Origin of the sequence: Catellatospora sichuanensis (assembly GCF_007483665.1) — a bacterium.
Classification (GTDB): Bacteria; Actinomycetota; Actinomycetes; order Mycobacteriales; family Micromonosporaceae; genus Catellatospora; species Catellatospora sichuanensis.
The window spans coordinates 262,821-287,793 of sequence record NZ_VIQO01000001.1; the positions used below are offsets into that span (position 1 = coordinate 262,821).

The 24,973-nt window shown below is 71.3% G+C and carries 25 protein-coding genes; 8 read left to right on the plus strand and 17 right to left on the minus strand.

Annotation, left to right across the window (positions count from 1 at the left end):
* Positions 1–26: 26 nt before the first annotated feature.
* Positions 27–1,625, minus strand: a complete 1,599-nt coding sequence (locus tag FLL47_RS16120; protein ID WP_144121326.1) for an ABC-F family ATP-binding cassette domain-containing protein — start codon at positions 1,623–1,625, stop codon at positions 27–29.
* Positions 1,626–1,777: 152 nt separating this feature from the next.
* Between FLL47_RS16120 and ypfJ the strand changes: the two genes are divergently transcribed.
* Complete coding sequence (gene ypfJ, locus FLL47_RS16125; RefSeq protein WP_144121327.1) at positions 1,778–2,818, plus strand: KPN_02809 family neutral zinc metallopeptidase; 1,041 nt, start codon at positions 1,778–1,780, stop codon at positions 2,816–2,818.
* Between the two features lie 97 nt (positions 2,819–2,915).
* Here ypfJ and FLL47_RS16130 read toward each other — a convergent pair whose 3' ends face one another.
* Entirely contained in the window at positions 2,916–3,548 is a 633-nt protein-coding gene (locus FLL47_RS16130; RefSeq protein WP_246158081.1) for an acVLRF1 family peptidyl-tRNA hydrolase, read from the minus strand.
* Entirely contained in the window at positions 3,545–4,588 is a 1,044-nt protein-coding gene (locus FLL47_RS16135) for an aminotransferase class V-fold PLP-dependent enzyme (RefSeq protein ID WP_144121329.1), read from the minus strand. The genes FLL47_RS16130 and FLL47_RS16135 overlap by 4 nt, the downstream gene beginning before the upstream one ends.
* A 59-nt stretch (positions 4,589–4,647) precedes the next feature.
* Here FLL47_RS16135 and FLL47_RS16140 point away from each other — a divergent pair, with 59 nt between their 5' ends.
* Both FLL47_RS16140 and FLL47_RS16145 read left to right on the plus strand, forming a co-directional pair.
* Positions 4,648–5,406: a DNA alkylation repair protein gene (locus tag FLL47_RS16140; RefSeq protein ID WP_144121330.1), complete on the plus strand. Its 759-nt coding sequence runs from the start codon at positions 4,648–4,650 to the stop codon at positions 5,404–5,406.
* Positions 5,407–5,432: 26 nt separating this feature from the next.
* Complete coding sequence (locus tag FLL47_RS16145; RefSeq protein WP_186315759.1) at positions 5,433–6,056, plus strand: TMEM175 family protein; 624 nt, start codon at positions 5,433–5,435, stop codon at positions 6,054–6,056.
* Between the two features lie 38 nt (positions 6,057–6,094).
* On the opposite strand, the gene FLL47_RS16150 is transcribed toward FLL47_RS16145, so the two are convergent.
* The 11 genes from FLL47_RS16150 to FLL47_RS16200 form a co-directional block, all read right to left on the minus strand.
* Positions 6,095–6,844: an HAD family hydrolase gene (locus FLL47_RS16150; RefSeq protein WP_144121332.1), complete on the minus strand. Its 750-nt coding sequence runs from the start codon at positions 6,842–6,844 to the stop codon at positions 6,095–6,097.
* Between the two features lie 5 nt (positions 6,845–6,849).
* Positions 6,850–7,479, minus strand: a complete 630-nt coding sequence (locus FLL47_RS16155) for a LysE family transporter (protein ID WP_144121333.1) — start codon at positions 7,477–7,479, stop codon at positions 6,850–6,852.
* Positions 7,480–7,635: 156 nt separating this feature from the next.
* A complete protein-coding gene (locus FLL47_RS16160; RefSeq protein ID WP_144121334.1) occupies positions 7,636–8,376 on the minus strand; it encodes an N-acetyltransferase in 741 nt (246 codons plus the stop codon).
* A gap of 120 nt (positions 8,377–8,496) precedes the next feature.
* Entirely contained in the window at positions 8,497–8,895 is a 399-nt protein-coding gene (locus FLL47_RS16165; RefSeq protein WP_144121335.1) for a metal-sulfur cluster assembly factor, read from the minus strand.
* Positions 8,895–9,347: a Fe-S cluster assembly sulfur transfer protein SufU gene (sufU, locus tag FLL47_RS16170; RefSeq protein ID WP_144121336.1), complete on the minus strand. Its 453-nt coding sequence runs from the start codon at positions 9,345–9,347 to the stop codon at positions 8,895–8,897. The genes FLL47_RS16165 and sufU overlap by 1 nt, the downstream gene beginning before the upstream one ends.
* Before the next feature lie 2 nt (positions 9,348–9,349).
* Complete coding sequence (locus FLL47_RS16175) at positions 9,350–10,642, minus strand: cysteine desulfurase (protein WP_144121337.1); 1,293 nt, start codon at positions 10,640–10,642, stop codon at positions 9,350–9,352.
* A gap of 16 nt (positions 10,643–10,658) precedes the next feature.
* Positions 10,659–11,438: a Fe-S cluster assembly ATPase SufC gene (gene sufC / locus FLL47_RS16180; protein WP_144121338.1), complete on the minus strand. Its 780-nt coding sequence runs from the start codon at positions 11,436–11,438 to the stop codon at positions 10,659–10,661.
* Entirely contained in the window at positions 11,435–11,770 is a 336-nt protein-coding gene (locus FLL47_RS16185) for a non-heme iron oxygenase ferredoxin subunit (RefSeq protein ID WP_144121339.1), read from the minus strand. The genes sufC and FLL47_RS16185 overlap by 4 nt, the downstream gene beginning before the upstream one ends.
* Positions 11,767–12,909: a Fe-S cluster assembly protein SufD gene (gene sufD, locus FLL47_RS16190; RefSeq protein ID WP_144121340.1), complete on the minus strand. Its 1,143-nt coding sequence runs from the start codon at positions 12,907–12,909 to the stop codon at positions 11,767–11,769. The genes FLL47_RS16185 and sufD overlap by 4 nt, the downstream gene beginning before the upstream one ends.
* On the minus strand, positions 12,909–14,330 hold the full coding sequence (gene sufB, locus FLL47_RS16195) for a Fe-S cluster assembly protein SufB (protein WP_144121341.1): 1,422 nt from the start codon (positions 14,328–14,330) through the stop codon (positions 12,909–12,911). The genes sufD and sufB overlap by 1 nt, the downstream gene beginning before the upstream one ends.
* Positions 14,327–15,103, minus strand: a complete 777-nt coding sequence (locus FLL47_RS16200) for a helix-turn-helix transcriptional regulator (RefSeq protein ID WP_425457699.1) — start codon at positions 15,101–15,103, stop codon at positions 14,327–14,329. The genes sufB and FLL47_RS16200 overlap by 4 nt, the downstream gene beginning before the upstream one ends.
* A 193-nt stretch (positions 15,104–15,296) precedes the next feature.
* On the opposite strand from FLL47_RS16200, the gene FLL47_RS16205 reads away from it, so the two are divergent.
* Both FLL47_RS16205 and FLL47_RS16210 read left to right on the plus strand, forming a co-directional pair.
* Positions 15,297–16,229, plus strand: coding sequence for a COX15/CtaA family protein (locus FLL47_RS16205; protein ID WP_144121596.1), 933 nt, complete (start codon positions 15,297–15,299; stop codon positions 16,227–16,229).
* A 76-nt stretch (positions 16,230–16,305) separates the two neighbouring features.
* Complete coding sequence (locus tag FLL47_RS16210; RefSeq protein ID WP_144121343.1) at positions 16,306–17,028, plus strand: hypothetical protein; 723 nt, start codon at positions 16,306–16,308, stop codon at positions 17,026–17,028.
* A gap of 324 nt (positions 17,029–17,352) precedes the next feature.
* Here the strand turns inward: FLL47_RS16210 and FLL47_RS16215 are convergent, their stop codons facing one another.
* The 3 genes from FLL47_RS16215 to FLL47_RS16225 all read right to left on the minus strand — a co-directional run bounded on the left by FLL47_RS16215 (position 17,353) and on the right by FLL47_RS16225 (position 19,784).
* Positions 17,353–18,261: an ATP-grasp domain-containing protein gene (locus FLL47_RS16215; RefSeq protein ID WP_144121597.1), complete on the minus strand. Its 909-nt coding sequence runs from the start codon at positions 18,259–18,261 to the stop codon at positions 17,353–17,355.
* 82 nt (positions 18,262–18,343) lie between these two features.
* Positions 18,344–18,664 carry a hypothetical protein gene (locus FLL47_RS16220; RefSeq protein WP_144121344.1) on the minus strand — a complete coding sequence of 107 codons (321 nt, stop codon included), beginning with the start codon at positions 18,662–18,664 and terminating at the stop codon, positions 18,344–18,346.
* A 217-nt stretch (positions 18,665–18,881) separates the two neighbouring features.
* A complete protein-coding gene (locus tag FLL47_RS16225; protein WP_281286726.1) occupies positions 18,882–19,784 on the minus strand; it encodes a heme o synthase in 903 nt (300 codons plus the stop codon).
* Positions 19,785–20,101: 317 nt separating this feature from the next.
* On the opposite strand from FLL47_RS16225, the gene tkt reads away from it, so the two are divergent.
* Genes tkt through FLL47_RS16240 form a run of 3 tightly spaced genes read left to right on the plus strand, consistent with a single transcriptional unit; the run spans position 20,102 to position 24,941 of the window.
* Positions 20,102–22,180 carry a transketolase gene (gene tkt, locus FLL47_RS16230; RefSeq protein WP_281286719.1) on the plus strand — a complete coding sequence of 693 codons (2,079 nt, stop codon included), beginning with the start codon at positions 20,102–20,104 and terminating at the stop codon, positions 22,178–22,180.
* A 2-nt stretch (positions 22,181–22,182) separates the two neighbouring features.
* Positions 22,183–23,298, plus strand: a complete 1,116-nt coding sequence (tal, locus tag FLL47_RS16235) for a transaldolase (RefSeq protein WP_144121346.1) — start codon at positions 22,183–22,185, stop codon at positions 23,296–23,298.
* A complete protein-coding gene (locus FLL47_RS16240; protein ID WP_144121347.1) occupies positions 23,295–24,941 on the plus strand; it encodes a glucose-6-phosphate isomerase in 1,647 nt (548 codons plus the stop codon). The genes tal and FLL47_RS16240 overlap by 4 nt, the downstream gene beginning before the upstream one ends.
* The last annotated feature ends 32 nt before the right edge of the window (positions 24,942–24,973 follow it).

Here is a 24,973-nt window from a genome sequence, read left to right on the forward strand (position 1 = left end):
AGTTGCGAAAGGGGGAAAGCGGACGGTCAGGCGAGTTCGACGAGGTCGAGGAGGTCGTCGGACCAGGCGTCCTCGTCGCCGTCGGGGAGGAGGATGGCCCGGTCGGGCTTGAGGGCTGCGACGGCGCCGGGGTCGTGGGTCACCAGGACGATGGCGCCGGGGTAGCGGGCAATGGCGTCGAGGACCTGCTCGCGGCTGACCGGGTCGAGGTTGTTGGTGGGCTCGTCGAGCAGGAGCACATTGGCGCCGGAGCAGACCAGGGTGGACAGGGCCAGGCGGGTCTTCTCGCCGCCGGAGAGCACGCCCGCGGGTTTGTCCACATCGTCCCCGCTGAACAGGAACGCGCCGAGAATGCGGCGCAGCTCGGTGTCGGTCTGGTCGGGGGCGGCCGAACGCATGTGGTCGAGGATGGTGCGCTCGACGTCGAGGGTCTCGTGCTCCTGGGCGTAGTAGCCCAGGCGCAGGCCGTGGCCCGCCTTGACCTCGCCGGTGTCCGGCTCCAGGATGCCCGCGAGCATGCGCAGCAGGGTGGTCTTGCCCGCGCCGTTGAGGCCCAGGATGACCACGCGGGAACCACGGTCCACGGCGACGCTGACGTCGGTGAAGATCTCCAGCGAACCGTACGACTTGGACAGTCCCTCCGCCGTCAGCGGGGTCTTGCCGCAGGAGACCGGGGTGGGGAAGCGCACCTTGGCCACCCGGTCGGTGGCCCGCACCTCGTCCAGCCCGGCGATCATCTTCTCGGCGCGCTTGGCCATGTTCTGCGCCGCGATCGTCTTGGTGGCCTTGGCCCGCAGCTTGTCGGCCTGCGCCATCAGCGCGCCGGCCTTCTTCTCCGCGTTGGCCCGCTCCCGCTTGCGGCGGCGCTCGTCGGTCTCGCGCGCCTCCAGGTACGTCTTCCAGCCCATGTTGTACGCGTCGACGACCGAGCGGTTGGCGTCGAGATACCACACCTTGTTGACGACGGCCTCCAGCAGGGAGGCGTCGTGGGAGATGACGATGAGGCCGCCCTTGTGGCCGCCGAGGAAGCCGCGCAGCCAGGTGATGGAGTCGGCGTCGAGGTGGTTGGTCGGCTCGTCAAGCAGCAGGATGCCGCCGCCGGTCTCCGAGGCGTCGCGGAACAGGATCCGGGCCAGCTCGACGCGGCGGCGCTGGCCGCCGGACAGCGTGCCCACGGTCTGCTGGAGCACCCGGTCGGGCAGGCCGAGGTTCGAGCAGATCCGGGCCGCCTCGGCCTCGGCGCCGTAGCCGCCGAGCGCGGAGAACTGGTCCTCGAGCTGGCCGTAGCGGCGCATGAAGCGCTCGTCGTCGGCGAGCTTGCCCTCCAGCTCCTTCATCTCGTTGCGCAGCACGTCCAGGCCGCGCGCGGAGAGCACCCGGTCGCTGGCGGTGATGCCGAGGTCGCCGGTGCGCGGGTCCTGCGGCAGGTAACCCACCGGCCCGCGAGCGTCGATCTTGCCGGCGTAGGGGGTGCCCTCGCCGGCGAGGACCTTGAGCGTGGTGGTCTTGCCAGCCCCGTTGCGCCCGACGAGACCGATACGGTCGCCGGGCTGCACGCGCAGGGTGGTGTCACCCAGCAGGATGCGCGCGCCTGCGCGCAGTTCCAGACCGGTGGCCGTGATCATGAATTGCTCCCAGGTCAGGGGTGGGCCACCGGGTGGCTTCGGGAAGGAGCCCCCAGTCTACCGAGCACCCCGACCCGCCCTGCCATGGCATTTACCCCGGAGACGGCCTGATTTGGGTGTGATTCGCCACAAAACTGCCTACGCTGGCGAACGTGAGCATCAACGAGAACGCCGAACTCGACCCGTCACAGGTCGAGGACATGCGTGGCGCCGGGGGCGGGCGCGGCGGCGGCGGCTTCAACTTCCCGCCCATGGGCGGCGGGGGTGGCGGAGGCGGCGGCGGGATGGGCGGCGCGGGTGCGGGCTGCCTCGCCGGGCTGCTGCCCATGCTCATGCGCAGCAAGATCGGTATGGCGGTGCTGCTGGTCGGCGCGCTCTGCGTCGGCTTCCTGATCTGCACCGGCGGCGGCTCCAGCCTGTTCAGCGGCGTAGGCGGGCTGACCCCCGAGCAGCAACAGGGCCAGCAGCCGGGTCCGAACGACGTCAACAGCAGCGCGCTGGCGCAGCAGTGCGACAAGTCGAACCCGAAGCGGTTCGACAACCCGGCCTGCCGCAACCTGCTCTACATCAACTCGATCCAGGCATACTGGCGCTCCGCCATGCCGCAGTACCTCGGCCAGCCGTACCAGCCGGCGACCACCCGGTTCTTCACCGGCTCGGTCAACACCGCCTGCGGCCCGGCCACCGCCGGTGTCGGCCCGTTCTACTGCCCCGGCGACAACCACGTCTACATCGACCTGAGCTTCTACGACGAGCTGGCCAACCGCTTCGGTGCCAAGGGCCAGTTCGCCCAGGCGTACGTGCTGGCCCACGAGTACGGCCACCACATCCAGACCCTGCTCGGCACCGAGGCGCAGGTGCGCCGCGCCCAGCAGCGCGATCCGGCCAACGCCAACAAGTACTCGGTCGCCATGGAACTGCAGGCCGACTGCTACGCCGGGGTGTGGGCCAACGCTGCCGCCAAGACCACCGACGCGACCGGCCAGCCCCTGTTCAAGTCCATCACCCAGCAGGACATCGACCAGGCCATCGAAGCCGCCGCGGCCGTCGGCGACGACGCCATCCAGCAGAAGGCCACCGGCCGCATCAACCAGGAAGCCTTCACCCACGGCTCCTCCGCCCAACGCCAACAGTGGTTCAACCGGGGCTACACCACCGGCGACCCCCGCCAGTGCAACACCTTCGGCAGCTGACCGCACCATCAGAGATCATCCGATTTGCCAGGCAATCGGGCGTATCACGGCTCAAGATACGCACAGGTGCCAGGCAAGTCGGATGATCTTTTGCGGGTCAGGGGACGAGGTGGATGCGGATGGTGTGGGCGGCGGTGATGGCGTCGACGAGGATGGCGTGGCGGGGTTCGGGGACGTCGAGCAGGCGGTCGTGGCGCAGCGGGAGCAGGGGGGCCAGGCGGCGGTCGGTGAGGATCTCGTCGACCGTGCCCCGGTCGCCGCCGCAGACCAGGGCCGCCATGCTGTCCGCGTACGGAAGCAGGATGCGCGCGGCGATGTCGGCGGCGTCGCGGGCCGCGCCGGACGCCTGGTTCTCCCGGCGGCGGGCGTACCGCTGCTGCGACCAGCCGCCCGCGGCGGTGCGCCCCTGCACGTAGAACGTGTCCACCTTGGAGCTGATCAGCTCGTCGCCGTCGGCGACCCCGACCGCGACCGCGTTGCGCCGGGCCAGCAGCAGCCCCAGCCGGCGCGGCACGGCCAGCGCGGCCAGCAGCGCATCGACGTCGGCGACCGGGCCCAGCCCCGGCGGCGGCAGCAGTTCGGCGGTGTCACCGTTGGCGGCCACCAGCTTCAGGCCCTCCTCCTCGGCACCGTCGTGGCGCGAGTAGAAGCCGTCCAGCCAGCGGCGCAGCCGCCGCGGCTCGACGTCGGCCCAGCGGCCCCCGCCCGCGGCGGGCTTGGCAGGCATCAGGCCACCAGCGCGTTGAGCGCGGCGTCCACATCGGCCTGCGTGGTGTACGCGTGGAACGACGCCCGGATCCGGCCGTTGCGCACCGCGGTTCGGATGCCCGCGGCGGCCAGCTTGGCGTCCGCGCCGGGCACGTCCACGGTCACGATGGCGCTGTCGCCCGGCGGCAGCCCCAGGCCCGCCAGGAAGCTGTTGGCCAGGCCGACGTCGTGCGCGTGGATGGCCGGCACGCCGATCTCCTCGACGAGCTCCAGCGCGGGCGCGGTGCCGACCCAGGCGTGCCAGGCGGGCGAGATGTCGAAGGCGCGGGCATCCTTGGCCAGTCGCAGCGGCAGGCCGTAGTACGAGCTGTGCACGTCCTCACCGGCGTACCAGTTGGCCGCCAGCGGCCGGAAACGCTCGCGCACCGCCGGGTTCAGGTAGACGAAACCGGTGCCGCGCGGCGACATCAGCCACTTGTAGGCGACGGTCACCACCACGTCGGCCAGCGAGCCGTCGAACGGCAGCCAGCCGCAGGCCTGCGTGGCGTCGACCACGATCAGCGCACCGGCCGCACGGGCCGCGACGACGACGGCGGCGTAGTCGACGACCGCCCCGTCCGACGACTGCACCAGCCCGAACGAGACCACGTCCACGCTCGCGTCGATGCGCTCGGCGAGCCGGTCGGCGGGCGCGGTGCGTACGGTCACGCCACGGTCGGCGTGCACCGCCCACGGGAAGACCGCCGAGGTGAACTCCAGCTCGGGTACCAGCACGGTCGCACCGTCGGGCACGGCCGCGGCGACCGGGGCCAGCAGCTGCGACACCTGCGCGCCGACCGCGACGTCCGCCGCGTCGACCCCGATGATCCGGGCGTACGCCTGGCGGGCCCGCTCGGTCGAGGTGCCCCACCCCTCCCACGAGGTGCGGCCCGCCCGCCAGTCCCCCAGCGCCGCCTGCATGGCGTCCCACGCCCGGTTCGGGGGCAGCCCGAAGCTGGCCGTGTTCAGATAGCCGGGCTCCGCGGACCACAGCGCGGCGAGGTCGGGCGCAATACTGTCCATGGATCGCAGTATTCCACCGGCCGTGGGCGATCACCGCAGGCCAATACGCAGGAGGTGGCATGGCGCCGGCAGTTCCGGGCCGCCCCGCGCAGCCGGGGTCGGGCGCGCACGGCATGCCGTCCCCGGCCGAGGAGCAGGCCCGCGCCGCCGCCCTGCTCATGGCGCAGCTCGACGAGCGGCTGGCCGCGCTCGCCGACCCCGTGCGGGCCACGGCGATGCGGGCGTACATGCGCGACCAGTTCCCGTTCCTCGGCGTGCCCAGCCCGGCTGTGCAGCAGGTGCTCCGCGCGGCGCTGGCCGAGCTGCCCCGCCCCGGCGCGGCGACGCTGCGCGAGGTCGCCCTGACCTGCTGGGAACGGCCCGAGCGGGAGTACCAGTACCTCGCCTGCGTGCTGCTGCGCCGACACGCCCGGGTGCTGGACGCCGGCTTCCTCGACACCGCCCGGCATCTGATCACCACGAAGCCTTGGTGGGACACGGTGGACGCGCTCGCCGCGCACGTGGTCGGCGCGCTGGTGGCCCGGCATCCGGAACTGGCCGCCACGATGGACGGCTGGGCCGCCGGCGGCGACCTGTGGCTCGTCCGGACGGCGATCCTGCACCAGCTGACGTACAAGGCGGCCACCGACGCGCCCCGGCTGCTGCGCTACTGCGCGGCGCAGGCCGGGCACCCGGACTTCTTCATCCGCAAGGCGATCGGCTGGGCGCTGCGCGAATACGCCAGGACCGACCCGGCGGCGGTACGCGCCTTCGTCGCCGCGCACCACGACGAACTGTCCGGGCTGTCCCGGCGGGAAGCCCTCAAGCACCTGAGCTGACCAGGGCGGTTGTGGTACCCAGAGGTGTGCAGGAGTCCCGCTCGCTGGTCCGCCTGACGGCGTACACCGACGGGGTCGTCGCGATCGCGCTGACCCTGCTGATCCTGCCGCTGGTCGACACCGCCCGGGACGCGCAGACCGAGACCGTCCGCGACATCGTGCGCGACCATGCCGGTGACTTCGCCGCGTTCGTGATGTCGTTCGTGGTGGTGTCGCTGTTCTGGATGGTGCACCGCCGGGTCTTCGACAACCTCCTCGACGTCGGCGAGGGCATCATGCTGCTCAACAGCCTGTGGCTGCTGGGCGTGGTGTTCCTGCCGGTGCCGACGGCGGTGCTGACGTACGAGGTCGACCAGGGGCGCGGCGCGACCCTGCTGTACCTGGCCAACCTGGTCTTCATCGCGTTCAGCGGCCTGCTGCTGTCGCTGCGCATCCGCGATCGCGTGCCCCTGCAGCGCCCCGGCCGGGCCGAAGCGGTGCAGCGGGCGGTGCGCCGTGGCGTGATCGCGACCAGCGCCATGGTGGCCACCCTTGTCGCCGCCTTGTTCCTGGCCAACCTGGCGTTGCCGCTCCTGGCGCTGATGCCCGTGATGCAGGCGGTGGCGGAGCGGCGCGCCCGGCGCCACGGCCACCCGGCCGCCCACCGCTAGCGCGGCCTCCGGTGGACGCGATGGCCCGGTGACCGTCCCTACAGCGCCTGCCGGAGCAGCGCGAGCAGCTCCGTGCCGTCGGCGACGACCGCGTCGGGCGTGTTCTCGCCGACCTCGCGGGGCTCGCCCTCCGGCATGAGGATGGCGGCGCCCACCCCGGCCCGCCGGGCGCAGAGGACGTCGCGATGCGGCTGGTCGCCGACGTACCAGCAGTCGGCCGCGGCCACGCCGATGTCCCGCGCCGCGGCCCAGATCATGCTCGGATGCGGCTTGTACACGCCCAGCTCGTCGCTGTAGATCTGGGCGGCGATCGCTCCGGTCAGCCCGAACCCGTCGAGCGCCTCGCGGTGGGCCTGGCCGCAGGGGGTGTTGCTGACCACGGCGACCGGCATGCCCCGGCCCACCGTGAAGTCCAGCAGGTCGGCGATGCCGGGCCGCAGCCGCCAGTCGGGCCGCAGCGCCCACTGCCGGGTCAGGTCGCTGGCGTGCACCAGCACCGTGGCCCGCGCCACCGCCGGCCACTCGACGGCGATGAGCTCCCCCCAGAGCTGCTCGTGGCTGATCTCCAGGCATTCCTCGGTGTTCTCGCGCATCCGCGAGCGGGCCTTCTTCGCGCTGTCCAGCGCGTGGCGGATCTCGTCCTCGCCGACCACGCCGCCGGTGAGCCGGTGGACGCGCTGGACGAGTTCGGCGTGCCGAGGGGTGGAGTCATCCGGCCGGGGTGACCGTCCGGACTCGACGATCACCCCGCCGAAGTCGAGCAGCAGAGCGGAGGGGGTAGGCAGCATGGCGCCTACTCTGCCACGACGAGCGCCACCGCGAGGACTGAGATCACCAGGCTGGACACCAGGGCGGTGACCAGGCGTCCGCGCGGCGTGGCGAGCACCCGGCCGACCAGCGCTCCGCCCGCCGCGACGGTCAGCTGCCAGCTGGCCGAGGCGAGGAAGGCGGCGGTCACGAACACCGCGCCCTCCGGGCCGGTCAGCCCGTCCATCGCCTGCCGCCCGCCGAGGACCAGCGCGCCGAAGTACACGACGGTCATCGGGTTGAGCAGGGTCAGGCCCAGCAGCGCCAGGAAGGCCCGGCCCGGGGTGTCCAGCAGCTTCGTCTCGCGGGCCCGCGCCGGGTCGCGGTAGTGGCGCACCGCGCTCACCGCGGTGTGTCCCGCGATGTAGAGCAGCACGGCCACGGCGACCCAGCGCAGCGGCGTGGCGATCGGTTCGATCCAGCGGGCCAGGGCGGCCCCGCCCAGCACGGCGATCAGGGCGTAGATCCCGTCGGCGGCCGCCACGCCCAGCGCGGCGGCGGCGCCGATCCGCAGCGAGGTGCGGGCGGTGAGGCTCATCAGCAACAGCGCGATCGCGCCGACGGGCACGGCTACGCCGTACCCCGCCAGCAGACCCGCCACTCCGGCGGCGATCACGACTGCGGGCGGCTCGTTCCGGCCACGGGCCCACGCTGCTGTCGACGCCGTCCTTCCGCCGAGGCGGACAGGGGCGCGAGGCGCAGGCAGGTAGCGGTCATGCGGCCATTCTGGGTTGCCGCCGACCCGCCCGCGACCTATTTTCCGATCGATGTCTCAGGCGCCGGTGCGGTGCCGTATCCACACGTTGGGCTCGACGTACACGGCCCAGTCGTGCTCGGCGTCGTTGTGCACCGGGGTGAGCGCCCTGGGCACGTGCACGGGGCCGGTGGTGTCGAACGGCAGCCCGGTCCACGTCCGCCACTCCGCGCAGGTGCCCGGGATGACCATCGAGCGCGGGGCGATCTTCTCGATGACGCCGCCCGCGCGCACGTGCACCCGCAGCCACGGGTCCACGGGCAGGCCGTCGGCGCGGGTCCGGTACGCGTACGACGTCATCGGCTCGGCCGGGTCCTTGGCCCCGTTCGGCCGCACCGGCGCGACCAGGTCGGCGAAGCCCAGCCGGGCCGCGTTGTCCCGCATCGCGGCCAGCATCAGCGCGGACAGTCCGGTGCCCTGCCGGTCGGGGCGCACCGAGATCTCGATCGCGGAGACGATGTTCGGCTGCTCCCCCGCCACCCGGGCCCGCAGCGCGCGGCGCAGCGCGCCGTCCCAGCCGTCAGTCGGCAGCTCGTCGCCCTCGGGCAGCAGGAACGGCACGCTGTGCCCTTTGGCGACGAGCCGTCCCGGCTCAGCCGGGTCCTCGGCGACCAGGATGTATTCCGGCCACTCCTGGACGGCCAGGCCGTAGTAGAGGTTCGAGATGGGGTCGTGGAGCATGAACTCCGGCCAGGCGGTGGGCATGTCCCACAGGGCGTCGACGAGGTCGGGACGCTCCGCGAGGGTGGCGATACGCATGGCCGCGAGCCTCCTACGGCTACCTGGACCTGATCAACTGGATTATCCCGCGAGTCCGGGCGCGGGACGCACGAAGGGCGTCCACCCGGTGGGTGGACGCCCTTCGTGGACGTACGTCGGTCAGACGTTGAAGCCGAGGGAGCGCAGCTGGTCGCGGCCGTCGTCGGTGATCTTGTCGGGACCCCACGGCGGCAGCCACACCCAGTTGATGCGCATGTCGTTCACCAGCCCGCCACCGGGGCCGGTGGTCAGCGCGGCGCGGGTCTGGTCCTCGATGACGTCGGTCAGCGGGCAGGCCGCCGAGGTCAGCGTCATGTCGAGGGTGGCCACGTTCTCGTCGTCGATGTGGACGCCGTACACCAGGCCCAGGTCGACCACGTTGATGCCCAGCTCGGGGTCCACGACGTCCTTCATGGCCTCGCGTACCTCGTCGACCTCGGCCTTCTTGGCGGCCTTCGGCGCGGCGGCCTCGACCGGCGCGGCCTCGACGGTGCTGTCGACGATGTCGGTCTCGCTCATCACACTTCCTCCTTCTCGAGGGCGACGGCCTGAGCGACCGCGTCCTTCAACGCCATCCAGGACAGCAGCGCGCATTTGACCCGCGCGGGGTACTTGGCGACGCCGGCGAACGCGACCGCGTCCCCCAGCACCTCCTCGTCGGGCACGACCTGGCCCTTGCCGCCCATCAGCTCGACGAACGCGGCGTGCACGGCGAGCGCGTCGTCGACCTTGCGGCCGGACAGCAGCTCGTGCAGCACGCTCGCGGACGCCTGGCTGATCGAGCAGCCCTGCCCGTCGTACGAGATGTCGCTGATGGTCTCCCCGTCCAGGGCGACCCGGAGGGTGATCTCGTCGCCGCAGGTGGGATTCACATGGTGCACGCCGGCCGCGAAGGGCTCGCGCAACCCGCGCCCCTGCGGGCGCTTGTAGTGGTCCAGGATTATCTCCTGGTAGAGCTGGTCGAGCTGCATGGCTAAGCGAAGACCTTCCGCACCTGATCCAGGCCGCGCACGAGCGCGTCGACCTCGTCGGTCGTCGTGTAGAGGTAGAACGAGGCCCGGGTGAGCGCGGGCACCGAGAAACGGTCGCAGATCGGCTTGGCGCAGTGGTGGCCGACCCGAACCTGCACACCGAGCGAGTCGAGCACCTGACCCACGTCGTGCGGGTGGATCTTGTCCAGTGTGAACGAGATGGTCGCACCGCGCCCGACCGGCACCCTCGGGCCGTAGATGCGCAGGCCCGGCACGGTGTCCAGGGCGTCCAGCGCGTACGCCGTCAGCTCCTTGTCGTGCCAGGCGACCGCGTCCATGCCGACCGCGTTCAGGTAGTCGATCGCGGCGCCCAGCCCGACCGCCTGCGCGATCGGCGGGGTGCCCGCCTCGAACCGGGCCGGGGCCGGGGCGAACGTCGAGCCGGTCATCTTGACCGTCTCGATCATCGACCCGCCGCCCAGGAACGGCGGCATGACGTTGAGCAGCTCGCCGCGCCCCCACAGCACGCCGATGCCGGTCGGCGCCAGCATCTTGTGCCCGGTGAACGCGATGAAGTCCACGTCGTAGTCGACGACGTCCATCGGCAGGTGCGGCACCGACTGCGAGCAGTCGAGCATCAGCAGCGCGCCGACCTCGCGCACCCGCGCGGTGATGCGCGCGGTGGCGTTGACGGTGCCGAGCACGTTCGACATGTGCACGATCGAGACGATCTTCGTCCGCTCGTTGACCAGCTCGTCGAGGTTCGACTCGTCCAGGCGGCCGGACTCGGTGAGGCCGAACCACCGCAGCGTCGCGCCGGTGCGCTGGCACAGCAGCTGCCACGGCACGATGTTGGAGTGGTGCTCCATCTCCGAGATCACAATCTCGTCGCCGGGGCCCAGCCGGAAGCGCGGGTCCTGCGCGTGCGGGCCGAACGCGTGCGCGACCAGGTTCAGCGCCTCGGTGGCGTTCTTGGTGAACACCACCTCGTCCACGCTGGGCGCGCCGATGAACGCGGCGACCTTGGCCCGCGCGCCCTCGTACGCCTCGGTCGACTCGGTGCCCAGCGTGTGCACCGAGCGCGCCACGTTGGCGTTGTGCTCGGCGTAGTAGCGGGCGACCGCGTCGATGACCTGGCGCGGCTTCTGCGAGGTGTTGCCGCTGTCCAGGTAGACGAGCGGATGACCGTTGACCTCCCGGCCCAGGATCGGGAAGTCGGCGCGCACGCGCTCCACGTCGAAGCGCGGCTTGTCGTCGTACTGCGGCATCCCGGCCGGGATGGTCAATGCGGTCATCGTCTGCTCAGCTCCCTCAGGCGCCCACGGCGGCCGCGCCGGCGCCGGCCGCGTAGCGCTCGTAGCCCTCGGCCTCGAGCTTGTCCGCCAGCTCCGGGCCGCCCTCTTCGACGATCCGGCCGGCCACGAACACGTGCACGAAGTCGGGCTTGATGTAGCGCAGGATCCGGGTGTAGTGGGTGATCAGCAGCATGCCGGTGTCGCTGTTCTCCTTGACCCGGTTCACGCCCTCGCTGACCACGCGCAGCGCGTCCACGTCGAGGCCGGAGTCGGTCTCGTCGAGGATCGCGATCTTCGGCTTGAGCAGCTCCAGCTGCACGATCTCGTGCCGCTTCTTCTCACCGCCGGAGAAGCCCTCGTTCACGTTGCGCTGGGCGAAGGCGGGGTCCATGCCCATCTTCTCCATCGAGCCCTTCAGCTCGCCGGCCCAGGTGCGCAGCTTGGGCGCCTCGCCGTCGATCGCGGTCTTCGCGGTGCGCAGGAAGTTCGCCACCGACACGCCGGGAACCTCGACCGGGTACTGCATGGCCAGGAACAGGCCCGCGCGGGCGCGCTCGTCCACGGTCATCGCGAGCACGTCCTGGCCGTCCAGGGTCACCGTGCCACCGGTGATCTCGTACTTCGGGTGGCCCGCGATCGAGTAGGCCAGGGTCGACTTGCCGGACCCGTTCGGGCCCATGATGGCGTGCGTCTGACCCGACTCCACGGTCAGCGTGACCCCGTGCAGGATCGGCTTCAGCTCGCCCTCGGGCAGCTTCACCGACACCTGAAGGTCGCGGATCTCCAACTTGCTCATCGGGTCACTCCATTGCTTGGCGTCAGGCTGACGTAGACGTCACCGTCACGGACGTCGACGGGGAAGACAGGAACAGGTTCGGTGGCGGGCAGGCCGGTCGGCGCACCGGTACGAAGATCGAAACGCGAGCCGTGCAGCCAGCATTCCAGCGTGCAGCCGTCGACCTCGCCCTCGGACAGCGCCACCGCGGCGTGCGAGCACTCGTCGTACGCGGCGTAGAAGCCGTCGTCCTCCGCGTGCACCACCACCACCGGCGTGCCGCCGAGGTCCACCGCGAGCGCCGCGCCCTTGGCGACGTCGTCGGCGGCACAAGCCCTAACGAAGTCGGTCACGATCCCGCCTTCTCCAGCCGCTCCTCAATGGCCGCGCCGAGGCGCTCGCGCAGGTCCTCGGCCGGGATCTTGCCCAGCAGCTCGGCGAAGAAACCGCGGACCACGAGCTTGCGCGCCTCGGCCTCCGGGATGCCCCGGGCCATCAGGTAGAACAGCTGCTCGTCGTCGAAGCGGCCGGTCGCCGAGGCGTGGCCCGCGCCGACGATCTCGCCGGTCTCGATCTCCAGGTTCGGCACCGAGTCGGCCCGCGCCCCGTCGGACAGCAGCAGGTTGCGGTTGACCTCGTAGGTGCTGGTGCCGGTGGCCTCGTCCTGGATCAGCACGTCGCCTACCCACACCGTGTGCGCGCCCTCGCCCTGCAGCGCGCCGCGGTAGCCCACGTACGAGCGGCAGTCCGGCACCGAGTGGTCCACCAGCAGGCGGTGCTCGATGTGCTGCGCGCCGTCGGCGAAGTAGAGCCCGTAGAGCTCGGCCTCGCCGCCGCGGCCGGTGTAGTCGACGCTGGTGAACTGGCGCACCAGGTCACCGCCGAGCGACACCTGCACGTGCAGGATCTTCGCGTCGCGGCCCAGCTGGATCTTGATGTGCTGCGCCTGCACCGCGTCGGCGGCCCAGTCGGCGACCGTGACCAGGGTCAGCTTCGCGCCGTCGGCGACCGCGATCTCGACGTTGTCGGCGAGCGTGACACTGCCGGTCTGCTCCAGCACCACGGTCGCCTCGGCGAACGCGCCGACCGACAGGTAGGTGTGCGCCGCCGCCGCGCCGTCCGCGCCGTGGCCGTTGAGCCGCAGCACGACCGCCTCGGCGAGCACGGCCTCCTTGGCGACCTCGACCAGCAGCGCATCGGCCGCGTTCTCGAAGGCCCAGGCGCTGATCCGGTCGAACGGGGTCAGCACCCCGCCGATCCGGGCGTCCGAGGTCGACACCGTGGCGACGGTGACGCCCTCGGGCAGCGTGCCGTACTCGTGCTTGGGCGCGGCCGACGCCGCGAGGTCGCCGGCCGCCAGGCCCCGCAGCCGCTTGAGCGGCGTGAAACGCCACTCCTCCTCGCGACCGGTGAGCGCCGGGAAGTCGGCGACGTGGAACGAGCGCAGCGCCTGCGACTTGGTCTTGGGCGGTGCGATAACTTCGGTGCTCATCAGCCGACGGCGCCTTCCATCTGCAGTTCGATCAGTCGGTTCAGTTCCAGGGCGTACTCCATGGGGAGCTCCTTGGCGATGGGCTCGATGAAGCCGCGCACGATCATCGCCATGGCCTCGTCCTCGGACATGCCCCGGCTCATCAGGTAGAAGAGCTGGTCGTCGCTCACCTTGGAGACGGTCGCCTCGTGCCCCATGGACACGTCGTCCTCGCGGATGTCCACGTAGGGGTAGGTGTCCGAGCGGGAGATGGTGTCCACCAGCAGCGCGTCGCACTTGACCGTGCTCTTGCTGTGGTGCGAGCCCTCCAGCACCTGGACCAGGCCGCGGTACGAGGTGCGGCCGCCGCCCCGGGCGATCGACTTGCTGATGATCGTGCTCGAGGTGTGCGGGGCCGCGTGCACCATCTTGGCGCCCGCGTCCTGGTGCTGGCCCTCGCCGGCCATGGCCACCGAGAGCACCTCGCCCTTGGCGTGCTCGCCGACCATGAACACGGCCGGGTACTTCATGGTGACCTTGGAACCGATGTTGCCGTCGACCCACTCCATGGTCGCGCCCTCGTGGCACACGGCGCGCTTGGTGACCAGGTTGTAGACGTTGTTCGACCAGTTCTGGATCGTGGTGTACCGGCAGCGCGCGTTCTTCTTCACGATGATCTCGACGACCGCGCTGTGCAGCGAGTCCGACGAGTAGATCGGCGCGGTGCAGCCCTCGACGTAGTGCACGTACGCGCCCTCGTCGACGATGATCAGGGTCCGCTCGAACTGGCCCATGTTCTCGGTGTTGATCCGGAAGTAGGCCTGCAGCGGGATCTCCACGTTGACGCCCGGCGGCACGTAGATGAAGGAGCCGCCCGACCACACCGCGGTGTTCAGTGCGGCGAACTTGTTGTCGCCCACCGGGATGACCGTGCCGAAGTACTCCTTGAACAGCTCCGGGTGCTCCTTCAGCGCCGTGTCGGTGTCCAGGAACAGCACACCCTGCTGCTCCAGGTCCTCACGGATCGCGTGGTAGACGACCTCGGACTCGTACTGCGCGGCGACACCGGCCACGAGGCGCTGCTTCTCCGCCTCGGGGATGCCGAGCTTGTCGTACGTGTTCTTGATGTCCTCGGGGAGGTCTTCCCAGCTCGCCGCCTGCTTCTCGGTCGAGCGCACGAAGTACTTGATGTTGTCGAAGTCGATGCCCGACAGGTCCGCGCCCCAGTTCGGCATGGGCTTGCGGCCGAACAGGCGCAGGCCCTTGAGCCGCAGCTCGAGCATCCAGTCGGCTTCGCTCTTCTTGCCCGAGATGTCGCGCACCACGGCTTCGTTCAGACCGCGCCGCGCGTTGACGCCGGCCAGGTCCGGGTCGGCCCAGCCGTACTCGTACTTGCCCAGGCCAGCGAGCTGGTCCTCGGTCGTGGTGATCTGCTCGGTCATGAGTCCGTCCTCATCGTGACGCCATCGTGGATCTGAACAAGCTCGGTTCGTCCCGCCGGAGCCGGCGCGCCACCAGGCGGCGCTCCGGGACGGAACACTTTCGGAGGTATGTGTGTGGTGCACACCCCGTCGCCGTGCGCGATCGTCGCGAGCCGCTGCACGTGCGTGCCGACCAGACGACCGATCACCTCGGTCTCGGCCTCGCACAGCTGCGGAAACTCGGCGGCGACGTGCGCGACGGGGCAGTGGTGCTGGCACAGCTGCCCGCCGGTGGCGATCGTGGACGCGCTCGCAGCGTATCCCTGAGCGGTCAGCGCCTCCGCGAGCGCCTCCGCGCGGGCGAGAGGATCGTCACCCGAGTCGCGTACCGCGGCCTCGCAGCGCTGCTCGAGCACCGAGATCTGGGCCGCGGCGAAGGCGGCCACCTCGCGCTCGCCGCCCCGCTCGGCGATCCAACGCAGCGCGGCCGTGGCCAGGCCGTCGTAGGCGTGCCGGCCGAGCCCGTCGCGGGCGGTGTCGGTGAGCGAGAAGACCTTGGCGGGGCGTCCCCGGCCGCGCGGGCCGCGGATCACCTGCTCGCGTGCGCTGACCAGGCCCTCGGCGAACATCGCGTCGAGGTGGCGGCGCACGCCTGCCGGACTGAGTCCCAGCTCCACCCCCAGCGCCGCCGCGGTCGCGGGGCCCTGGGCGAGCAGCTCGATCACCCGGCCGCGCGTGGCAGGATGACCCACGCGGCGATCGGATGCCTCTGTGATCACCCCACCCTTTTTCACTACACCAGTGTTACTTATTTAGTTCGACGTGCGCAAACCGCCCGCGGCGTGACTCGTGACACCCAGCCTGCCCTAACTCGGCGTGCCCGGAACGCGCGCCTACCATCGGTTCGTGCTTGATGTCGATACCGCCAAGGCAGCCGGGTTCGTCCCCCGGATCACCCGGCTCCTGGAGCGCGTGCCGGTGTGGCCACTGCCCCAGCTGCTGAACTCGGACGCGGCGACCCGCCGCCGACTGGCCCTGGCCGGCCTCGCCGGCAACATCGGCATCGTGATCACCGGTGGCGCGGTCCGGCTGACCGGCTCCGGCCTGGGCTGCCCCACCTGGCCCAAGTGCACCGAGGACTCGTACACCGCCACGAAGGCGATGGGCATCAACGGGGCCATCGAGTTCGGCAACCGGCTGCTCACCTTCGTGCTCTCCGCCATCGCGATCGCGCTCGTGGTGGCCGTCTGGCGGCACGCCCGGCTGCGCCGCCCCGCGGTCATCCTCGCGCTGGGCATCCCCGGACAGGGCGTGGTGGGCGGCATCACGGTCCTCACCGACCTCAATCCGTACGTGGTGGGCCTGCACTTCCTGCTGTCCGCCGCGATGATCGGCGGCTCGTACCTGCTCTGGCAGCGCACCATGCCCCGCCCGGTCACGGAACCCGCGGCGGCTCGGCTCCGCCCGCTCACCTGGGCGCTGACCGCCGCCTCGGCCGCCGTGGTGGTGATCGGCGTGGTGGTCACCGGCAGCGGCCCGCACGCCGGCGACGACAAGGCCCACCGCACCGGCCTGAACCCCGAGATGATCTCCCAGCTGCACGTGGACGCCGTCTTCCTCATGCTGGGCCTGGCCGTCGCGTGCTGGTTCGCCGCCCGCGCCGTTAACGCCGCCCCGATGGCCCGCACCTGCGCGATCCTGCTGGCGGTGCTGCTGGCCCAGGGCGCGATCGGCTTCGTGCAGTACTTCACCCACCTGCCCGCGCTGCTGGTCGGTGCGCACATGGCCGGCGCGTGCGCGGTATGGGTGGCCACCCTGGCCGTGGTCTGGTCCACCGGGTTCGACGCTCCCGAAGCCGATGGGAGCGCGTCCAGCCTGACCAGCGACGAAACGAACCGGACATTGGTCACCGTCCGGTAACCGCCAGATTCCGATCCGGTCGTCAACCGGTCGCGCAAGCCCCTCACGGAGTGCCCGACAGAGCGATGATGACGGGGTGCCCACCTCTCTGCGCCGCGCGCCGCAGGCCCACCCCGAGGACTCCCTCCCCGGCGTGGTGACCCGGACCTTCACCACCACCGGCGACCTCGACTACTGGGCCAGCGTCCGGCACGCCGAAAGCGCCGCGCAGGTCGCCGAGGAGCTGGCCACCCTGGTGCGCACCGGCCGGGCCGCCGTCGCCCGGGAACCCCTCGCGCACGCCGTCGAGCTGCTGCTGAGCACCCTCGACCACGCCGACGACGCCTCCGGTGCGCTGGACAACCTGCTCAACCGCCTGCTGGCCACGCACGCCGAGGCCTGCCGCCAGGCCGCCCCCGACCCCGACCCCGTGGAGCTGGCCGACTGGCTGGTCACCGTGCAGTTCGACACCGGCCGCTGGTGCCCCGTCGACATCTGGGCCTACGGCCCCGCCCTGGGCCCCGGCGGCCTGGACCACTACCGCGCCGTCGTGCGCCGCCGCTGGGCCGCCGACCCCGGCGACCTCAGCGCCCGCGACGCCGTCGAACGCCTCGCCCGCTGGGAACGCGACACCGCCACCCTGATCGAGGTCATCGGCGGCGACCTCAAACACGCCGCCCAGTACGGCCGCCTGGCCCGAGCCCTGGCCGACATAGGCGACCCCGCCGCCGCCCGCTCCTGGGCCGAACGCGGCCTCACCGCCCACCCCGACGACCCCCCCGGCGCCGGCCTCCGCGACTTCCTCTCCCGCACCCCATAACCACCCCGCCCCGCGCGCCCCACCGCGCCCCACCGCGCCCCACCGCACCGCGCGCCGCACCGCACCCCGCCGCACGGCGCCCCACCGCGACGCACGACGCGACGCGACGCGACGCGACGCGACGAACTGCGGGTACGACACGGGTGTTTCGGGCGAATCGGCAACAGTTCGCGCAAGATCGTCGCGATCTTGGCGGGCTGCCGCGGGGCGGCGCGGCGAAGATCGCTGTTTGGTGTCAGGACACGGGGTCAGACCCGAGGTTCTGGCACCCAACAGCGATCTTCGCCCCGGCAGCGGAGCGGGTGGGGCGGAGCGGCGGAGGCGTCAGAGGGCCCAGGTGATGGCGGTGGCGAGGCGGGTGGCGGCGTTTTCGTCGTGGAGCATGAACACGGACGGCTCGGTGAGTTCGAGTTCGACCAGCAGCGGGTTGCCGCGCTCATCGGGGATCAGGTCGACGCGGGCGTAGACCAGGCCGTCGGGCAGGGTCGCCACGACGGCCTGGCCCACCGCACGTTCGGCGGCCGTGGGCACCCGGGGGGTGATCTCCTCGGGCTTGTACAGCGTCTCCAGGCCCTCGTCGGGGCCGGTGAGCATCGGACCCTTGCGGATGGCGTGGCTGTAGGCCAGGCGGCCGGTGGCGGGGTCCGCGAAGAAGAGCAGGGCGGTCTCGCCGTAGGAGTCCACCGCGGGCAGGTACGGCTGGACCATGGTGATCCGGCCGGCGGCTTGGAGGCGGCGTACGTGGGCGACGGCCTGCGCGGCGTCGGCGGGGCCGTACCGGCCGGTGTCGCGGCTGCCGGCGCTCACGGAGGGCTTGATGACGTAGTCGCCGTCACCCGCCGGGGGCGTCCACGCGTCGCCGGGAGCGAGGAATGTCGTCGGGGTGACCGGCAGGCCGGCCGCGGCCAGCTCGGCGAGGTAGCGCTTGTCCGTGTTCCAGGCCACCGTCTCGACCGGGTTGACCAGGCGGGGCACGCCACCGGCCCAGGCCAGGAACTCGTCGTGGCGCTGCGCGTAGTCCCACGGGGAGCGCAGCACGACCAGGTCGTACGCGGACCAGTCGGCGGAGGGGTCGTCCCACACCACGGGCTCGGCGTCGACGCCCAGGGCCGCCAGCGCTGGCAGCACCAGCCGGTCGTCGTCCTCCAGCAGCGGGATCTCGGCGCAGGTCACGATCGCGACCCGGGGGCGGACCCCGCGCGGCGACGGGGCGGAACCTGCTTCGGAAACCAGGGCGACCCGGGCCTGGGCCCGGGTCGCGTGGTCAAGGGATGTGCTCACAAGATCCGAATATAACGCGGGATCTGAAAGAACCTCAGCGTGCCAGGACTCGCTTGGACATGGAACGCCAGAGGTCGTTCGTGGGGCGCATGAGCTCGATCAGCTCGCGCTCCCACTCGTTCTCCACGGTGATGCCGGCCTTCTCGCAGGCGGCCCGGGCGATGTCGGTGCTGGCGGCCATCTGGTCGCCCCACGTTCCGTCACTGCCCACCAGCACGATGCGCGCACCGCGCCGTCCGACGTACTCGACGACTCCCTTCGCTCCCCCGTGCTCGCTCGCGAAAGCGCGCAGGACCGCCACAAGGTTGGCGGCGGGGTGGACGATGGTCGTCGTCGTATCTGAACCTTCTGCCATGCCAAGCACGATAAGCAGAACGGGTGTCCCATGGAGGGATGGTGATGAGCTTTTGTGATTCCTGTTACGTGATCGCAACCCGGTGTACAGAGATCAGGTGTCCGAGTTCGCCCGGAAATAGCATCGTCAATGCGTCACAGAACGGACAGTTTTCAGTCAGCTGGCCGACACCCCGTACCCAAAAAGGGCGTGTCCGGCCGAAACAGGTAAAAACCGCTCAGATGAACACGTCGACCGCGGCGGCCACGAACACGATCGTGAGGTACGCCGTGGACCAGTGGAACAGCCGCATGGGCTTGACGTCCTCACCCTTCACCGTGCGGCTGTAGAGGCCATGGGCCTCCAGGATGAAGAAGCCACCGCAGATCAGCGCGGGCAGGCCGTACACCGACGACATGCCCAGTGGCCACACCGCCAGCGACACGGCCACCGTGAGCCAGGAGTAGACCACGGATTCGATCGCGACGCGACGCGGGGTCGCCACCACCGTCAGCATCGGGATGCCGGCCTTGGCGTAGTCGTCCTTGAAGCGGATGGCCAGCGCGTAGAAGTGCGGCATCTGCCAGAAGAAGACGACGCCGAACAGCAGCCAGGCGGCCGGGGCCAGCGAGCCGGTGACCGCAGCCCAGCCGATGAGCACCGGCATCGCCCCGCACACGCCGCCCCAGAAGGTGTTGTGCGGCGTGGTGCGCTTCAGCCAGGCGGTGTAGATCACGTCGTAGTAGACGATCGCCGCCACGGTCAGCGCGGTGGCCAGCCAGTTGGTGAACGCCGCCATCAGCAGGGTCGAGGCGACCGCCAGCGTGAGGCCGAACACGAGCGCGGACTTCGGCGAGATCTTGTGGGTCACCAGCGGACGCCGCGAGGTGCGGCCCATCAGCGGGTCGATGTCGCGGTCGATGTAGCAGTTGATGGCGTTGGCCGCACCGGCCGCGAACGAGCCGCCGACCAGCACCACCAGCATCAGCCAGATCGAGGGCAGCCCCTCGGCGGCCAGCATCATCGCCGGGATCGTCGTGATGAGCAGCAGCTCGACGATGCGCGGCTTGGTGAGCGACACGTATGCCCCCACCATCGCCCATCGGGCCTTGCGCTGCTGCAGCTGCGCGGCACGGGCCACCGCGCCCGGCTGGACCGGGATCACGGCGGTGCGGGGGGACGGGAGATCTACGGTGGCCGCCTCAGGCGACTCTGCGGCGAGCGTGCTCACCCGCAACAGGGTACGGCAACGCTGGTCAACCCCTGCGGGCGCGCCACCACGCTCGGAATGGACGGGTTCACACATGCGTCGTGCGCGGTATGAGTAGGGTCAACACCGACGCCGGCGACACCGTGGCCGCCCGGACGACGATGCTTTATACCTGCCGGAGCCTCTGGGCGTGGCGAACCTCCCACGGCCTGGCGCGACGGAAACGAGTCGCTAGGAGTAGCACAGCTGTGACCGAGCAGTTGATCTGGTCTGACATCGACCGCCGCGCGGTGGACACCGCCCGCGTCCTGGCCATGGACGCCGTCGAGAAGGCCGGCAACGGCCATCCGGGCACCGCGATGAGCCTGGCGCCACTGGCTTATCTGCTGTTCCAGCGGGCGATGCGCCTCGACCCCAACGACCCCGACTGGACCGGCCGCGACCGCTTCGTGCTCTCCGCCGGCCACTCCTCCCTCACCCAGTACGTCCAGCTCTTCCTCGCCGGCTACGGCCTGGAGCTGTCGGACCTGCAGGCACTGCGCCAGTGGGGTTCGCTGACCCCCGGCCACCCCGAGCACGGCCACACCCGCGGGGTGGAGACCACCACCGGGCCGCTGGGCCAGGGCCTGGGCAACGCCGTCGGCATGGCGATGGCGGCGCGCCGCGAGCGCGGCCTGTTCGACCCGGACGCCGCCCCCGGCACCAGCCCGTTCGACCACCACATCTTTGTGATCTGCTCGGACGGCGACATCGAGGAGGGCGTGACCCACGAGGTCTCCTCGATCGCCGGGCACCAGAAGCTGGACAACCTGATCGTCTTCTACGACGACAACGAGATCTCGATCGAGGACAACACCCTCATCGCGAAGTCCGAGGACGTCTGCAAGCGCTACGAGGCGTACGGCTGGCACGTCGAGAAGGTCGACTGGACCGGCGGCAACACCGGCTACCACGAGGACGTGCCGGCGCTGTGGGCGGCGATCCAGCGCGCCAAGGCGGTCACCGACCGGCCCAGCTTCATCGCGCTGCGCACCATCATCGGCTGGCCCGCGCCGACCAAGCAGAACACCGGCAAGATCCACGGCTCGGCGGTCGGCCCCAACGAGGCCGCCGCGGTCAAGGAACTGCTCGGCTTCGACCCCGCCGTCGCGTTCCCGGTCGAGGACGAGGTCATCGCGCACACCCGCGCCGTGGCCGAGCGCGGCCGCCTGCTGCACGAGCAGTGGGAGGAGGCGTTCCACGACTGGGCGAAGACCAATCCGGAGCGGCTGGCGCTGTTCGACCGGATGAGCACCCGCACCCTGCCCGACGGCTGGGAGCAGGCGCTGCCGTCGTTCCCGCACGACCCGAAGGGCCTGGCCACCCGCGCCGCGTCCGGCCAGGTGCTCAACGCGCTGGCGCCGGTGCTGCCGGAGCTGTGGGGCGGTTCGGCCGACCTGGCCGAGAGCAACAACACCACCATGAAGGGCGAGCCGTCGTTCGTCCCGGCCGAGTTCGCCACCAAGGAGTTCCCCGGCGACGAGTACGGCCGCACGCTGCACTTCGGCATCCGCGAGCACGGCATGGGCTCGATCATGAACGGCATCGCGCTGCACGGCGGCACCCGCGTCTACGGCGGCACGTTCCTGGTCTTCTCCGACTACATGCGGCCGCCGGTGCGCCTGGCCGCGCTGATGAAGCTGCCGGTGACGTACGTCTGGACGCACGACTCGATCGGCCTGGGCGAGGACGGTCCGACCCACCAGCCGGTGGAGCAGATCACCGCGCTGCGGGCCATCCCCGGCCTGGACGTGGTGCGGCCCGCCGACGCCAACGAGACCGCGCACGCCTGGCGGATGGCGCTCAAGCACACCGACCGGCCCACCGCGCTGGCGCTGACCCGCCAGAACGTGCCCACGCTCGACCCGGAGAAGATCACCGGCTTCGAGCGCGGCGGCTACATCCTGGAGGAGGCCTCCACCGGCACCCCGCAGGTGATCCTCATCGGCACCGGCTCCGAGGTCTCGATCTGCCTGAAGGCCCAGGAGCTGCTGGAGGACGAGGACGTGCCCACGCGGGTCGTTTCGATGCCGTGCCAGGAATGGTTCCGCGCCCAGGATGCGGGGTACCGGGAGTCCGTGCTCCCCGCGAACGTGAAGGCCCGGGTCAGCGTCGAGGCCGGTATCGCCATGTCCTGGCGTGACCTGGTCGGCGACGCGGGCGAGTCGGTGAGCCTGGAGCACTACGGCGCGTCGGCCCCGGCCGCGACCCTGTTCGAGAAGTTCGGTTTCACCCCGGAGGCGGTCGCGGAGGCGGCCCGCCGCTCCCTCTCCAAGGTAGGCGAGTGACTATGACTGATCCACTGGGCGAACTCTCCGCCGCGGGCGTGGCGGTATGGCTCGACGACATCTCCCGCGAGCGGCTCACCGAGGGCGGCTCGCACACCGCGCTGGAGAAGCTGCGTGACGAGTTCCACGTCGTCGGCGTGACCAGCAACCCGACCATCTTCGCGGGCGCGATGGCGGGCAGTGACGACTACGACGCGCAGCTGCACGACCTGAAGGTGCGCGGCGTCTCGGTCGACGAGGCCGTGCGCATGCTCACCACGTACGACATCCGTTGGGCCTGCGACGTGATGCGCCCGGCTTTCGACGCCTCCGACGGCGTCGACGGGCGGGTCTCGATCGAGGTCGACCCCCGGCTGGCGGACAAGACCGAGCCGACCATCGCCGAGGCGAAGCAGCTGTGGTGGCTGGTCGACCGGCCGAACCTGTTCATCAAGATCCCGGCGACCCTGGCCGGCCTGCCCGCGATCACCGCGGCGCTGGCCGAGGGCATCAGCGTCAACGTGACGCTGATCTTCTCGCTGGAGCGCTACCGCGCGGTGATGGACGCCTGGCTGACCGGCCTGGAGCAGGCCAAGGCCAACGGGCACGACATCTCGAAGATCGAGTCCGTGGCGTCCTTCTTCGTGTCGCGCTTCGACACCGAGATCGACAAGCGCCTGGAGAAGATCGGCACCCCGGACGCGCTCGCCCTGCGCGGGCAGGCCGCGGTCGCCAACGCGCGGCTGGCGTACGGCGCGCACCTGGAGGTCGTGAACGGCCAGCGCTGGGCGGCGCTCAAGGCCGCCGGGGCCAAGCCGCAGCGGCCGCTGTGGGCCTCCACCGGCACCAAGAACGCCGCCTACCCGGACACGCTCTACGTCGAGCAGCTGATCGCGCCGAACACGGTCAACACCATGCCGGAGAAGACCATGCAGGCCTTCGCCGACCACGGCAAGGTGCCCGGCGACACGATCACCGGCAACCTGCAGTCGGCCGAGATGGCCCTCGACGCGCTGCGTGAGGTCGGCGTCGACTACGACGACGTGGTGGAGTTCCTGGAGCGCGACGGCGTCGCCAAGTTCGACGCCAGCTGGACCGAACTGCTCGAGGGCGTCCAGGCGAAGCTGGCGAAAGCATGAGCGAGGACTTCCAGGAGGTCGTGTTCGGCGGCGGGCTGACCGTGCGGGTGTCCCGCGAGGTCGCCGTCGCGGCCGAGCCGGTGCTGGCCCGGCTGCTGGCCGACGGGGTGCCCGCGAAGCTGGCGGCCAAGGACCCCACGCTGTGGGGTCCGGCCGCCGAATCCGAGGCGGCCGTGCGGCTGGGCTGGGTGGACACCTTCCAGCGCAGCCGGGCGCTGCTGCCGCAGCTCGCCGAGCTGAGTGCGGAGCTGGGCGACCTGGACCACGTGGTGCTGGCCGGCATGGGCGGCTCCTCGCTGGCCCCCGAGGTGATCTCCCTCACCCTGGGCAAGCGGCTCACCGTGCTGGACACCACCGACCCGGGCCAGGTCGCCACCGCGCTGCGCGACCGGCTCGACCGCACCGTGGTGGTGGTGTCGAGCAAGTCCGGCGGCACCGTGGAGACCGACAGCCACCGCCGGGCCTACCTGCAGGCGTTCCTCGATGCGGGGCTCAGCCCGGCCGAGGCCGGTCGGCACTTCGTCATCGTCACCGACCCCGGCTCGCCGCTGGAGGCGACGGCCCGCGAGATGGGCGCGTTCGTGCTGCTGGCCGATTCGGACGTGGGCGGCCGCTACTCCGCGCTCACCGCGTTCGGGCTGGTTCCGACGGCGCTGGCGGGCGTGGACGTGGCCGAGCTGCTGGACCAGGCGGAAGAGTTCGCCACCACGCTGACCGGCGACGTCGACAACCCGGCGTTCCTGCTGGGCGCGGTGCTGGGCGCGGCGGCCCGCACCGGCCGCGACAAGCTCGCGCTGGTGGACGACGGCAGCGGCATCACGGGCCTGGGTGACTGGGCCGAGCAGCTGATCGCCGAGTCCACCGGCAAGGAGGGCAAGGGCATCCTGCCGGTCGTGGTGGAGACCCCGATCAGCGCCGGTGCCACCGGTTCCGACGTGCTCACCGCCACCATCGGCGGCGCGCTGGGCGTCGGCGCGGTGCCCGGCAGCGGCGTGGTCCCGCACGTGTCGGTCAACGGGGCGCTCGGCGCGCAGTTCCTGTGCTGGGAGGCGGCGACCGCGGTGGCCGGGCGGGTGCTCGGCATCGACCCGTTCGACCAGCCCAACGTCACCGAGTCCAAGCAGAACACGAACAAGATCCTCGAGGCGGGCCTGCCGGTGGCGGCGCCGTCGTTCACCGAGGGCGCCATCACCGGGTACGGCGACGCGAGCTCCGTGGAGGACGCGCTGCGCGCCCTGCTCGGGGGCGCGGGCGAGCACGGTTATGTCGCCGTCATGGCCTACCTGGACCGGTTCGCCGACGCCGACACCGCGAAGCTGCGCGAGCTGCTGGCCACCGCGAGCGGCCGCCCGGTGACGTTCGGCTGGGGCCCGCGTTTCCTGCACTCGACCGGCCAGTACCACAAGGGCGGCCCGCAGCACGGGGCGTTCCTGCAGATCACCGGCGAGGTCGCCGAGGACCTGGCCGTGCCGGGCAAGCCGTACACCTTCGGTCAGCTGCAGGCGGCACAGGCCGCGGGCGACCGGCAGGCGCTGGCCGGGCGTACGCGCCCGCTGCTGCACCTGCACCTGACCGACCGGGCCAAGGGCATCGCCCAGCTGCTGGACGCGGCGGCCCGACTCCAGCCGTACAAGGAGAGGTGACGTCACGTGACCGTGTCGTCCGACCCGCAGCG